Genomic DNA, 13,124 nt, shown 5'->3' with positions numbered 1-13,124 from the left:
TCCGTTTCACTCTCTGCAATTACAAAGCAAACTTTATGCCGACAATGAGCGGGATTATTTCAATGACGCAAAGGTACGAAAATAAATACAGATTAATCAACGAGCCCGGCGGCTTGGTGACAATGTACAAGGCCAGGAATCTCGCGGAATAGAATAGCAAAAATGGGGCCAGAACATACATTCGCATCTCGGTCAGCCAGTTTATGTGGTTGAAACTGAGCGTGAAAACGAACAGAAACAATGCTGCATAAAAGAGGTAAGAGGATTGTATTATTTTAAGAAAGATAATGTCAACCTGCTTATCCAGATTCAGCATATTTCCTGCCATCACCATGCAGATGTATTTGACATAAGTAAGCAGAAAGAAGATCGCGGAAAGGATAAAGAAGTCACCAAGAATTTCTAGTGTATTAGACTTTTCAGACAATATCGTGCTGACAGAAAATACATTAAGCTTATTGGCCGAAAAGAAAACGACTATGAAGCTCATCAGCATGGATGTGATGATGACAAAGAAAACTACCGTGTTGCTATAAGGCTTGTTAATCTTTGAAAGCTGGTCCCTTGGGTCATTGTTGAAAAACTCAATAGGATTAATCAAACGTATAAAGGACAGGGGATTAGCATTGTAAATCCACACGCTGAGTATCAGGATCAGAATCAGAGAAATTGCAGCAAAGTTACCGAACGGTGTAAATGTGATGGGTTTGATATTGATAAAATTCCGCCCAGCCTGTTCAATCGTCGTGGGGTCATTTAATTTCTTTTTGTTACAAAGCAGCACAGATTTATCTCCGATCCCTGCACTGCCGTAAATAGTGAGCAGCAATTCGTCCTTTTTGTAGATTTTATAGACGCTGTCAATGTTCAGTTCCTGCCACTCATTTCTGTTAATTTTGTTTTGAAGTGATCCTTCCAGGAATAAGTAACTCTCCGTTTCCGCTTTTAAAAGCAGGACATAACGGCGGTTCTTCACCAGATCAACATACAGGCTCACATAGCGCGCGCCTTCATTTACGCCCTGGGAGAAATGGACGTAGTTCTTGTATTGGGGATTGTAAACCAGCCAGTCGTTCTGGTAATCGTAAACCGGGAAATATTGTTCGGGAGGATTGACCTTGGCCGCACCGGAAGCGAATGTCCCGGAAATGGAAAAAGCTATTAGAAAAGCCCAAAAAAGCGTAAAAGATATGGACTTCATTGTTATAAAAAAGGGCGGGGTTTCCCCAGCCCTCTTATCAAGTGATATGTAAGCAGATTACTATTTTCTTCCAAGTGCGATCAGCATGGTTTCGCCAATCAATGCAGGTGACTCGGCTACAAAAATACCCGACTCCTTCATAATCCTGATTTTAGCCTCAGCCGTATCGTCAGCACCGCCGATGATCGCACCAGCGTGGCCCATTCTGCGTCCTTTTGGAGCAGTTTGTCCGGCGATGAAACCAACAACAGGTTTTTTGTTTCCAGTAGATTTGATGTAGTTGGCTGCATCCGCTTCCATACTTCCACCAATTTCACCGATCATTACAATTGCTTCTGTTTCAGGATCGTTCATTAGTAACTCAACTGCTTCTTTGGTTGTAGTTCCAATGATTGGGTCACCACCGATCCCGATTGCAGTTGTTTGTCCAAGTCCGGCGCGCGTCAGCTGGTCAACCGCTTCGTAAGTAAGCGTTCCTGATTTTGACACGATGCCGATGGTTCCTTTCTTGAAAATAAAGCCTGGCATAATGCCCACTTTACATTCTTCCGCGGTAATAACACCCGGGCAGTTAGGTCCGATCAGGCGGCAATTTTTGTTTTTGATATATTCTTTTGCCTGCATCATGTCCTTGGTAGGAATACCTTCGGTAATACAAACGATAACGCCAATTCCAGCATCAGCAGCTTCCATTATAGCATCAGCAGCAAAAGCCGGCGGAACGAAAATGATAGATACATCAGCGCCGGTAGCACGCACAGCCTGGTCAACGGTGTTGAAAACAGGTCTTTCCAAGTGAGAAAGGCCGCCTTTGCCCGGAGTTACGCCACCTACGACATTAGTACCGTACTCGATCATTTGCTGGGCATGAAAAGAGCCCTCCGATCCGGTAAATCCCTGAACTATAATCTTAGAATTTTTATTAACTAAAACGCTCATGTTGGTAAATCAGTTTTTTTGGTAAAAGTAGAACGAAAAGCACGAAGTAGCAAAATGTAGCCAGAATTTGTAAATTGCTTTTCTGACAATATTAAGCAGGTTTATGCAGATACTCAGCAGTCCACATATATTTTCTAACTTGGTTTTAAGTTTTACCAGCATATTTATTTTCTCCCGGTATTTCCGGACACAGCCGTTTATCAGCAGGTGGCTTTGGGGCATATTTCTGTTTTTCACTGCGCTCGTTGCCCTCACCGACTTGCTTGTGTACGTGGGCGTAGAAAGTTTCGAAAAATTGTACGGGGTCATCACGGCAGGTGAAATGACATTAGGCGCATTCTGCCTCGTTTCCGCATCCTGGTGCCTCATTATGCGCTATCGGGCCGGGACTTACTTTTTCGCGTCCACCATTGGGCTGGGATTACTCCTTATGTATTGCATCACCTGGTTTCGTGTAGAATATGTTGGCCTCATTATCAAATCGCTGGCCATCCTGATCACATTGCTGATATCCTGTGTAGGGCTGGCGAGCCGTCAGAAAAGTGCGCTATGGGTGATATTTTCAATGATGCTGCTCGCTTTATCTACGAAATCCGGAAAGCTTCCCATTCCGATGGATCCCGTCGATATTAACCATTATATGATGGTGCTGTCCGTGATTTGCGTAGGAAGAGCGGCGCGCGATCAATATAAAATCCTGTTTTAAGATCTATTTATCAAACAAATGTTAATGGATTGTTTTTTTTAAATACCGCGTCGTAAATTGCACCAGTTAATTATCAAACAATCAAGTTTACTAATACTCTTAATATGAAAACGACGAAGTATGGCGTAATGCTTCTTGCCTCAGTTTTGGCTTTCGGAGCGGTTACAATGAACACTGCTGAGGCTAAATTGCCTGCCAAAGCAGTTGTTAGCGATGTGAAACAAGCTAAAACCATCGTAATAAAAGGAAGTGACGCAATGCAGTTTGACCTGAAAGAGATCAAAGTGAAAGCCGGACAAAAAGTGAAGCTTACTTTGACACACTCCGGAAAACTTGCTAAGGCTGCAATGGGCCACAACTGGGTTTTGTTGAAGCCAGGAACTGACGTTGCTGCATTCGGTTCAAAAGCGGCTGCTGCAAGAGAAACGGAATACATTCCTGCATCAGAAAAAGCAAGTATCCTTGCGCATACCAAACTTGTTGGTGGCGGCGAAAGCGACACAGTTGAATTTACTGCACCTGCAAAAGGAACATATACTTACATATGCAGTTTCCCAGGTCACTATGCATTGATGAAAGGTACTTTCATCGTTGAATAAGGAATAGATTAACACAAAAAAAGCGCTGGTCATGATGATCAGCGCTTTTTTTGCGTCCAGTAAGATCTATATTTCAGCCAGTTGCTTATCGATCAGATCCGTGATTTCAGGGCGGTCCCATTGTGAAGCGCCTACTTCTTCGACCAATATTTTGCCTTTATAAATAATGTAAGTCCGGGGGATCGCATTGCCGTCCAGGGCAGGTGGGTATGCTCCCGCAAACTGATAAAACGGCAGCTTATAACCTTTACGCGCAATGAACGGATTCACTGTTTCAGCATCTTCGTCTGAGATAATGTAGAATGCGACCTTTTCGTGGGCTTTGTATTTATCATACAGTTTTTGAATGCCCGGCATCTCCATGTTACAAGGGCCGCACCAGGTTGCCCATACATTCACAAACACCAGCTTATCTTCATCCATAGCCACCGGTTTACCTTCCAGATCTCGCAGTTCCGACAAGTATACGGAGGCTGTTTCTGCTTGTCCGGGTGCAGCGCTTTCTACGTTAGCTTCCTTGTTATCAATGGGTTTAACAAATGAATAATAAACGGCGGCAGCTGCGACGATGAGCAGGACGATGAGAAAAAATTTCCTTGAATTAGCGGTCATAATGGTGTGGAATAAATGAAAAATGAGTTTCCAAAACTGCAATTGGTCCGTTAAAAGTAGCCATATTCTCAATAACCTTCCTCAAAAACCACGTTCGAAAAATAGGGCATTTGTTTTTTTGATGCGTAGTAGGAATTTGAATACTTTTATAGGATAATAAAAAACATATCTGATTTGAGGAAACGCTTTACATTCATGAAAGTTTTATTTTTTGGTCTGATTACCTTCATTGCAATCCTTTTACCTGGCTCCACTTTTGCTCAACGATCGGCTGCGGAATTTTTTGAAGAAGGGAATACAAGAGCCGGAACAGGGGATTTCAACGGCGCTATGCAAGCCTATTCCACAGTAATTTCCATGAGTCCTGAACATGCGCCGAGCTATTTTAATCGCGGGCTGGCGAAGGCAAATCTGAAAGATTACCGCGGGGCTGTTCAGGACTACAACCGCGCCATTGAGCTCAATCCCAAAGAAGCACTTTATTACCAGAGCCGCGGCGTAAGCAAAAGCTTGCAGGATGATTTTTCTTCGGCCATTGAAGATTATTCTAAAGCATTGGAATTGAATGCCGAAGATCCGAAGATCTACTACAACAGAGGCGTGAGCTATGCCAAATTGAAAAAGCACAGAAGCGCACTTACAGATCTCGATCGCGCATTGTCGCTCAACCCCGATGAACTTGCGGCTTTATATGCAAGGGGAAATTGCAAGCAGGATTTGCAGGAGTATGCGGGCAGCCTGGCCGATTTTACACGGGTGATAGAATTGAGCCCTAAAAGAACAGGCGCTTATGCAGGCCGGGGGTTAGCAAAAATTGAATTAGGCGATTTTCAGGGTGCAGCAGCAGATTTTACGCGTGCCATTGAACTGAGTCCTAATGAGAGCGAATTTTACGAAAAGCGCGGTTTTGCCAAAAATAAAATTGAGGATTATCAGGGCGCCATCATTGATTTTGACAAAACCATTCAATTAAATCCTGAAAACTATCAGGCATTTTATGGAAGAGGTTATGCCAAGGGCAAACTCAATGATACACGTGGCGCAATATCAGATCTTTCAACATCTATTGATTTGAAAAACAGCTATATAGGCGATCCTAAAAAGATAGCCTACGCTGGTAAAATTAACCGCGAAGCGCTGGACGGATTAAGAGATCAGGTTCAGCAGAACATTAAGATAGAACATTTAAGCGATGACAGGGCCCAGGCATACTTTGTCCGGGGCATAAACAAGGCGAAGGTGGGCGAGACGAAGGGCGCTATTCAGGATCTGACGACGGCTGTTGAGCTTAACCCTACTTATAGCACAGCATTTTTCTCACGCGCAATGATCCGTTCCGCAACGGGTGACCAGATGGGCGCCGTCATGGATTTTTCCAGCTCAATCAAATTGCGTTCAGATTATCCGGAAGCATATTATTTGAGAGGAATCCTGAAAAACAGCCTTGGTGAGATTAATGATGGCTGTCTGGACCTGAGCAGGGCAGGGGAGCTGGGTTACCAGCAGGCATATAAAGTGATCAGCAGTTACTGCAATTAGTAATTTTGTAAGCAAATAAGAAGGGGTTACCTATCATTGATCGGTAACCCCTTCTTTATAATATAATGTACTAATATTAAGCCTTCTTCATTTTTTCAGCCACTTTATCCCAGTTTACCACATCCCAGAATGCTTTAATGTAGTCCGGGCGTTTGTTTTGATAATGCAGATAATAAGCATGTTCCCAAACGTCCAAACCCAGGATAGGCGTTCCTTTAAAGTCAGATACATCCATCAATGGGTTATCCTGGTTTGGAGTCGAGCCGATCGCAAGTTTGCCATCTTTCACCACCAGCCAAGCCCATCCGGAACCAAAACGCGTTGTTGCTGCTTTCGCAAATTCTTCTTTAAATTTATCCATAGACCCAAACTGACCATTGATTGCATCAGCAACCGGGCCGGCTGGTGCAGCAGCCTTTTTAGGTCCCATTACTTCCCAGAAAAAAGTATGGTTCCAGTGACCTCCGCCATTATTGCGAATCGCTGCTGGTGCTTTGCCGATGGATTTAATGATATCATCGAGCGATTTTTTCTCGTATTCCGTTCCTTTTACAGCGTCGTTCAGGTTTTTCACATATGCCGCATGGTGTTTGCCGTAATGGATTTCCATGGTTTGCTTATCAATGCTCGGTTCCAAAGCACCAAAATCGTACGGTAGTGGAGCTTGTTTGAATGGTGCCATTTCAGCTTGCAGGCCTTCTTCTGATTTTGCAAATGCCTGGCTGGACAATGCGCTCATAGCCAATGAACTGCCTGCTAATGTTTTTAGGAAGTCGGTTCTATTCATAACAGTCTTTTGGTAAAGTGTTTAGTTCTTAATCGTATGCCACCCGGCTCACGATGCTGCGCCCAAGGGTGATTTCATCCGCATATTCGAGGTCTCCGCCGATAGGGATGCCCCGGGCAATCGTACTCATCTTTACACCCGTCGATTTCAGTTTTTTCTGTAAATAAAAAGCAGTCGTATCGCCTTCCATCGTAGGACTTAGGGCCAGAATGATCTCCTTTACAGGTTCTGAATCTTCCGGATGTTCTATTCTTTTTATTAAAGAATCAATTTGCAGGTCCGAAGGGCCAATTCCTTCCAACGGAGAAATAATTCCCCCTAAAACATGATAAAGCCCCTTATATTGGTTGGTTGACTCGATTGCCAGCACATCTCGCGTATCTACAACCACGCAAATGATCGAATGGTCACGCCTGGGGCTGCTGCAAATGTTGCATAGCCGGTCATCGGCAATATTGTGGCACTTTTTGCAATACGAAGTTTTGGTACGCATGTTGATCAGCGCCTCGGAAAGGGATCTGGTTTGTTCCTCCTCTCTTTTAAGCAAATGTAATGCCAGACGCAGCGCTGTTTTTTTTCCTATACCCGGCAAACGGGAGATTTCACTTACGGCTTCCTCAATAAGACGTGAGGGATAATTCATGTGAAAAGTTGAGTGAGACTAGTGGATTTCTGCGGAGATTCCGCGGCGGCAGATTTCATTGCGCATGCCGGTCAATTCTTCAAAAGCGCCCTCTTTTACGGAGCATTTGCCTTTATAATGAATGATCAGCGTGCATTGTTCGGCTTGTTCATTGGTATGGCCACAAACTTCCATCAAAGTATCTATCACCCAATCAAATGTATTTACATCGTCGTTGTAGATAACTAATTTCTGAACATCCGTTTCAACAGTTTTATCCAGAATTTCTACCTCAGTGTCTGTAAGCGCTTGCATAACAACCAAATTTCTGTTTGATTAGCAAATCTAAACAAAAACGCAGATTATCGGAAGTTTTAAGGACCTTTTAATCAGCTGCTAAAATTCACAAATAACCCACTATAAGCCGCTTTAATGAATCCATATATATCTCTGGCCATCCTGGTTGCGTATTTCAGGATGCTTATAACAGTTTCCATTTACACATCCAGAGGGGCGGATACCAATACATTTTTTACCGCAAACAGGCAGTCGCCGTGGTATCTGGTGGCTTTCGGAATGATCGGGACCTCTTTGTCCGGCGTGACGTTTGTTTCGGTTCCGGGGGCGGTTGTGAACATTCAATTCTCGTATTTCCAAGTTGTTATAGGCTACATTCTGGGTTATCTGGTGATAGGGACAGTGCTGATGCCGCTCTATTACAGGTTGAACCTCATATCCATTTATTCCTATCTCGAACAGCGGTTTGGTTTCTGGTCTTATAAAACAGGCTCGGGATTCTTTTTACTTTCTCGTACAGTTGGCTCAGCAGTAAGGCTTTATGTTGCAGCACAAGTTTTGCAGCTCGCATTGTTCAAGCCATTAGGGATTCCGTTTGAAGTGGCTGTGGCGATAACCATCTTCCTGATCTGGATCTACACATTCAAAGGCGGTGTCAAAACCATTATTGTTACAGATACATTACAGACCTTTTTCCTAATAACAGCCGTTATTCTGACCATTATGCTCGTTTCCAGCGAGCTTAATCTGGATGGTTTCGGCGACATCTGGAACCGCGTTCAGACGAGCGGTTATTCCAAGATATTCTATTGGGACACGAATGATCCAAAGAACTTTTTCAAACAGTTCTTTGCCGGGGTCTTCATTGCCATTGTTATGACAGGTCTGGATCAGGATCTGATGCAGAAAAACCTGACTTGTAAGAACATTGGTGAGGCGCAGAAGAACATGTTCTGGTTCACGATTGTGCTCGTGATCGTCAACTTTTTGTTCCTGTCACTCGGTGCGCTGCTTTACGTATATGCGGAAGCGCAAGGAATTCCGGCACCTGCCAAATCGGATGATTTCTATCCGATGTTGGCCCTGAACCACTTAGGTCTGGTTGTTGGCATCACATTCTTGCTTGGCATTACGGCAGCGACCTATGCCAGCTCCGACTCTGCATTGACTGCGTTGACCACAGCATTCTGCATCGATTTCATGAACATTGAAAAAAGGCCGGAAGAGCAGCGCTCGACCATTAAATTCTGGGTGCATGTCGGATTTTCGGTAGTATTTTACCTGGTTATCCTGATTTTCAATAAGCTTAACAGCAAGGAAGTGATCACCGCGGTGTTTGATCTGGCAGGTTACACTTATGGACCTTTGCTGGGATTATTCTCTTTCGGCGCATTTCTAAAAAGACCTGTCAAAGACAAATGGGTTCCGCTGGTTTGCATTTTAGCACCCATTATTACCTACATTATCAATGATCACTCTGCTGAGTGGTTTAATGGTTATAAATTCGGTTTTGAACGGCTTATCATCAATGGCTTGATTACATTCATCGGCCTGTGGCTGCTGCATGATCCCAAAGCGAAACGATACACCCCAAATCCTCTTGTGAGATAAGAGATTTAAACGTTGTTCTAAATCAGGGTAAACCATATAATCTTGGTTTTGTATAACTTCTAAACCGTTCGGTTTTACCTGGTAATGTTCGGTTATGAACAGCTTTAAAAGTTGGGAATGGACTTGTGATATTTTTAGAACTTATTTTAAGTGTCTGAAATATAGGTGCTTATATTAAGGATGTGCCAGTGAAGTTTTCTTTGAAAATGGACCTGGCACATCCTTTTTTATATATAGTTCAACTGTGCAGATGTACGGTCATAACAAGAAAACTATATTAGCCATGAAAATTTCAAACATTTCAAATTTGTTCTGCGCACTGGCGCTCACTTTGTCTCTTGCATCATTTACAACAGACAAAAAGAAAAATAATGAAGAAAAGACTGCTGCAAATGCAGTGGCTTTTGACGCTGCTCTTTACAAAGTAAGAGAGACAAACAAGGTTAAACTTTCGGTAAACAAAGCAGCTGACGAAACACTGAGAATCATCTTGAAGGACAAAGGCGGAAACGTCTTCTACTCCGAAGTTTTTGATAACAATGATGCAAAATACCGCCGCGTATTTGATCTGGAAGAAATGAATGACGGAGTTTACTACTTTGAATTGTTTTATAACAAAGAAAAACTGGTAAAAGAAGTGCAAATCAAGAGCACCAGCGAGAAACTGATCTCCCTGCAATAACATAAGGTTCAAAATAGAAAAGGCTCTTTGTCCGAAATGGATGAAGAGCCTTTCTTTTGTTAACTAAGTTCCTTTTCAGGATCCCAAAAGTATTTTTCCCAGTGCTGAATGCGGCCATCCTTCACTTCCACGCCCTCACTTTCCAGTCGCTCCTGCATAGTGGTAGGCGTCTCAAAAAGGTGCCGCGCGCTTAATTCCCCTTGCTTGTTCACAACCCGGTGAGCAGGAAGCCCGTGTTCGGTATATCCGCTGCTCATGGCCCAGCCCACCATTCTGGCGCCGCGTTTGGAGCCGAGGTAAGCGGCAATTGCACCATAGGAGGTAGCTCGGCCAGCCGGAATTTGCCTTACTACATCGTAAACATCAGTGAAAAAATCATTTCCCTGCTTCATGCTCTCTTAGTCGGCTTTCTCTGCGCTCCTCTATTTCCTGCGTAAGCTGATTGTACCATTTCGGCCCATAAGCGCGGATGAGCGGATCTTTAAGAAACTTATAAACCGGAACACCCAGTTCCGCACCCAAGGTGCACGCAGGACTGCATATTTCCCAGCGATCGTAATTCAGCGCGTGATATTGTTCGTATTTAGTAACCCTTATCGGGTACAGATGGCAGGAGATGGGCTTTTTGTAAGCAATTTTCCCATCGTTATAAGCCTGTTCGATGCCGCATTTTAAAATGCCTCTTTCGTCATATAGGGCATAAGCACATTCCTTTCCATTAATGATAGGCGTTACATAGTCGCCGTCCCAATCCTTGGTATATGTACCTTCTTTCGCAATGACATCTTTGCCTGCCTGTGTCAGATAGGGCTCAACGTGCGGGTAGATCTCATCGAGGATAGCAAGCTCATCTTCGTCCAGCGGCGCACCCGAATCTCCCTCCACACAGCAAGCACCTTTGCATTTGTCCAGATTGCAGACAAACAGCTGGTCTTCAATGTCATCACTAATACATGTATTGTCAATGAGTATCATATCAATTATTGTTGCGGGATTTTTAGCTTTTGTCCCACCATAACACTATTTCCAGACATATTGTTTAGTCGCTTAATGTCTTCCACGTTTGTGTGGTAAGTTTGGGAAATGCGGAAGAGTGTTTCACCGGCAGCCACCGTATGCGTTTGTGTTCCCGAGGAACGCGAGCCTGACGATGGAGCAACAGCAGCAGGCGCTTCTGAATCCGTTCTTCTAACTCTTAAACGCTGTCCTGACTTCAACGGAGAAGCGCCATTCAGATCATTAAGGTCATATAATTCTTTCACAGACAAGCCGTAAGCCTTCGAAATGCTGTAATAGGTTTGTCCGCCCTGCACCACATGATATTCACTTCCCGAACTGGCCGCTGTGCGGGTTTCGTGCTTGATCTCTTCGGGTGTTTTGAATGTTTCAGCTGGCTCTGTGCGCACGACTGTGATTTTCTCAGGCTCCTGGGTGGTTTTGGCAGGCGTTTCTCTTGTTGGCGCAGCGCTAGCTGTTTCCGCAGGCGCCCCCTTGCTTACATTGAGCCGCTGGCCAACGACCAATCTGCCCGGTGTATTTTTATTCAAAGCGATGAGCTCTCTTAATGTCAGGTTGTATTTGCTGGCAATGCTAAAATACGTATCGCCCGATTGCACGGTATGGAACGAAGCCTTTTCTGTTGCAGCCGGCTTTTCCGGTGCAGCCGTTTTTGTCTCCGCAGCGGCTTCTCTCGCAGCTCTTTCCTCTGCCGCAGCCCTTTGTTTCATATAAACCGAAGTTTCGGAAGTAGCACGCGTATCGTTGGGCGTCACCACTTTCGAAGGAGACGAGGAAGTAGCCACAGGCCTTTCCTCGGCCGATTTGAAAGATGTATCCGCATTGTCCTGCGTAATAATCACAACGCGATCACCCGCTTGCTGGCTCACCGGCTCGGTAGGAACTGACGCAGGCACGTTCGTAGCGGTTTTTACGGTTGGATTCGTCTGAATGTTGGCAGCAGCAGGCGTGGCAGCTGCAACCGGCGCATTCGTTACCGGAGGATTCGCTGTGGCTGGTGCGCTGGCCGTTTCTTCTTTCTTTTCAACCAACACAGGCGTATATTTTTTCCGTCCCGAGGGTTTGTCAGGAATTACATTAGTATTAGCTGCTGGCGCGGCGGCGATAACATCCTCTCTTTTAGCAATAACCGAATCCCTCTTGCCAGGTGATGGTTGTGGAGGTGCAATGATCTCTATCGGCTGTTTTTTAGGTCTCTTTTTGGTCAAAAACAAAACCTGACCGGTCTGGATCGGATAGTTGCGGCTTGTTGTGCGGTTGTATTTTAAAAGGCTTACCAGACGGATACCGTATTGCTGGGATACGCTGTGCCAGGTGTCGCCGGGTCTGGCTGTATGAAATGGTGTGGATGCCTTTTTGTGTTTTTTGGCCAAATAATAAACCTGACCAGGAATCAGCTGCATTTCGGCAACCATATCATTGAAGCGCATAAACTTAGGTGCGCTCATTCTGCCAGCTTTTGCCAATGTTTTGGGCTTGTCACCGGCGCGTGCCTGTGCTCCGGCTAAACCATTAATTTCATACAAATCCGGACCATTAGGATCAGATGAATTTGCAGGCATTTTTTTCAAAACAGGGTAGCCGGTGTCTTCATAAACAGACGCAACAGCGGTTTGCTGAGGTGGCAATGATAATTTTTCACGAACCGAAGCAAGCTGATCGGCCGGAACCGGGATGGTTACCAGATATTGGCGGTCGTTGGGGATTTTATCGTCCGTCAGCCACCTGTTGAAATTTTTTAGATCAGTAGAAGAGACGCCCAATGATGCAGAAATATCATCAAGTGTTTTACCCTTGCCATAATCCGCTTCGAGAAGCACTAGTTTGTTAGCTGTTTTATATTTCTCAATACCAGCTTCCAACGCGATTTTATGTGCAAAAAATCTCAGCATATAGCGGTCTGTTTTCCCTGTCAATGTCACTTCCCGAGCATACGCCCAGTCCGCCGGAACCACCTTTTTTACACCGCCTGCTCCCTGATAATAGGAGTAAAGTGTTGTAACCCAGTTGTTAAATTGCTGATTATTCTTTTTCAGATACCAGGCTGCCGCGTGTGTGGAAGCGCTGATGTTTTTCCTTTCATCTACATCATTATCAACCCGCAAATTCAACTCCCTCGCTGTCTCCGGCTTGAATTGCCAGTAACCCACCGCATTGGAAGAAGACACAACGTCCGGGCGGAAAGAACTTTCCTGAACGGCCAGATATTTAAAGTCAATAGGAACTTCTTCATCCATTAATATGCCCTCGACGATAGGAAAATGAAGCACGGCGCGGTCCATTTTTTCTTCCCAAAACTTCTTATTGGACATCAGGTTTTTTACATCTTCTTCAATAATGTCCTGGGCACTCCTGTCCAGCTTAACATTAATTCCACCAAACGAAATGCTGGAAGGAATCTCCGGGTAAGCTTGGGCAATGACGTTGCTGTTGGCAATAAGCAGCAGCATCCAGGCAACTGTAATGTACTTGATGTTATTCATGAAAGTCCTGGCCATAAATTGTAAATGCT

14 protein-coding genes are annotated in these 13,124 nt (G+C 44.5%); 5 read left to right on the top strand and 9 right to left on the bottom strand.

Translation table 11 applies throughout. The annotated features are described in order from the left end of the window. Positions 1-19 precede the first annotated feature (19 nt). Both LZG74_RS14635 and sucD read right to left on the bottom strand, forming a co-directional pair. On the bottom strand, positions 20-1,201 hold the full coding sequence (locus LZG74_RS14635) for a DUF4271 domain-containing protein (protein WP_233797294.1): 1,182 nt from the start codon (positions 1,199-1,201) through the stop codon (positions 20-22). Between the two features lie 60 nt (positions 1,202-1,261). Continuing rightward, a complete protein-coding gene (gene sucD / locus LZG74_RS14630; protein ID WP_026628452.1) occupies positions 1,262-2,140 on the bottom strand; it encodes a succinate--CoA ligase subunit alpha in 879 nt (292 codons plus the stop codon). Positions 2,141-2,243: 103 nt separating this feature from the next. Between sucD and LZG74_RS14625 the strand changes: the two genes are divergently transcribed. Then, positions 2,244-2,846 carry a hypothetical protein gene (locus LZG74_RS14625; protein WP_026628451.1) on the top strand — a complete coding sequence of 201 codons (603 nt, stop codon included), beginning with the start codon at positions 2,244-2,246 and terminating at the stop codon, positions 2,844-2,846. Between the two features lie 104 nt (positions 2,847-2,950). Further along, a complete protein-coding gene (azu, locus tag LZG74_RS14620; protein ID WP_233797293.1) occupies positions 2,951-3,445 on the top strand; it encodes an azurin in 495 nt (164 codons plus the stop codon). Between the two features lie 66 nt (positions 3,446-3,511). Here azu and LZG74_RS14615 read toward each other — a convergent pair whose 3' ends face one another. Next, positions 3,512-4,057 (bottom strand): TlpA family protein disulfide reductase, encoded by a 546-nt coding sequence (locus tag LZG74_RS14615; protein ID WP_233797292.1) that lies wholly within the window; start codon positions 4,055-4,057, stop codon positions 3,512-3,514. A 195-nt stretch (positions 4,058-4,252) separates the two neighbouring features. Here LZG74_RS14615 and LZG74_RS14610 point away from each other — a divergent pair, with 195 nt between their 5' ends. Beyond that, positions 4,253-5,596 carry a tetratricopeptide repeat protein gene (locus tag LZG74_RS14610; RefSeq protein ID WP_233797291.1) on the top strand — a complete coding sequence of 448 codons (1,344 nt, stop codon included), beginning with the start codon at positions 4,253-4,255 and terminating at the stop codon, positions 5,594-5,596. 76 nt (positions 5,597-5,672) lie between these two features. Here the strand turns inward: LZG74_RS14610 and LZG74_RS14605 are convergent, their stop codons facing one another. Genes LZG74_RS14605 through LZG74_RS14595 form a run of 3 tightly spaced genes read right to left on the bottom strand, consistent with a single transcriptional unit; the run spans position 5,673 to position 7,320 of the window. Continuing rightward, the gene (locus LZG74_RS14605; protein WP_304488687.1) at positions 5,673-6,383 is read right to left on the bottom strand and encodes a superoxide dismutase; all 711 of its coding nucleotides are present in this window, start codon (positions 6,381-6,383) and stop codon (positions 5,673-5,675) included. A gap of 28 nt (positions 6,384-6,411) precedes the next feature. Next, positions 6,412-7,026 (bottom strand): recombination mediator RecR, encoded by a 615-nt coding sequence (recR, locus tag LZG74_RS14600; protein WP_233797290.1) that lies wholly within the window; start codon positions 7,024-7,026, stop codon positions 6,412-6,414. 18 nt (positions 7,027-7,044) lie between these two features. Further along, positions 7,045-7,320: an ATP-dependent Clp protease adaptor ClpS gene (locus tag LZG74_RS14595; RefSeq protein WP_233797289.1), complete on the bottom strand. Its 276-nt coding sequence runs from the start codon at positions 7,318-7,320 to the stop codon at positions 7,045-7,047. Positions 7,321-7,437: 117 nt separating this feature from the next. On the opposite strand from LZG74_RS14595, the gene LZG74_RS14590 reads away from it, so the two are divergent. Both LZG74_RS14590 and LZG74_RS14585 read left to right on the top strand, forming a co-directional pair. Beyond that, a complete protein-coding gene (locus tag LZG74_RS14590) occupies positions 7,438-8,913 on the top strand; it encodes a sodium:solute symporter (protein WP_233797288.1) in 1,476 nt (491 codons plus the stop codon). 283 nt (positions 8,914-9,196) lie between these two features. Continuing rightward, positions 9,197-9,595, top strand: a complete 399-nt coding sequence (locus LZG74_RS14585; protein ID WP_233797287.1) for a hypothetical protein — start codon at positions 9,197-9,199, stop codon at positions 9,593-9,595. Positions 9,596-9,654: 59 nt separating this feature from the next. Here LZG74_RS14585 and LZG74_RS14580 read toward each other — a convergent pair whose 3' ends face one another. The 3 genes from LZG74_RS14580 to LZG74_RS14570 are packed head-to-tail and all read right to left on the bottom strand — an operon-like array spanning position 9,655 to position 13,095. Continuing rightward, positions 9,655-9,987: an MGMT family protein gene (locus LZG74_RS14580; protein ID WP_233797286.1), complete on the bottom strand. Its 333-nt coding sequence runs from the start codon at positions 9,985-9,987 to the stop codon at positions 9,655-9,657. After that, positions 9,971-10,570 carry a DUF3109 family protein gene (locus LZG74_RS14575; RefSeq protein WP_233797285.1) on the bottom strand — a complete coding sequence of 200 codons (600 nt, stop codon included), beginning with the start codon at positions 10,568-10,570 and terminating at the stop codon, positions 9,971-9,973. The genes LZG74_RS14580 and LZG74_RS14575 overlap by 17 nt, the downstream gene beginning before the upstream one ends. Positions 10,571-10,575: 5 nt before the next feature. Continuing rightward, entirely contained in the window at positions 10,576-13,095 is a 2,520-nt protein-coding gene (locus LZG74_RS14570) for a LysM peptidoglycan-binding domain-containing protein (protein WP_233797284.1), read from the bottom strand. Positions 13,096-13,124: the final 29 nt, after the last annotated feature.

Source organism: Dyadobacter sp. CY327 (genome assembly GCF_021390415.1).
GTDB lineage: Bacteria > Bacteroidota > Bacteroidia > Cytophagales > Spirosomataceae > Dyadobacter > Dyadobacter chenhuakuii.
This window is presented reverse-complemented; position numbering and strand designations above follow the sequence as displayed.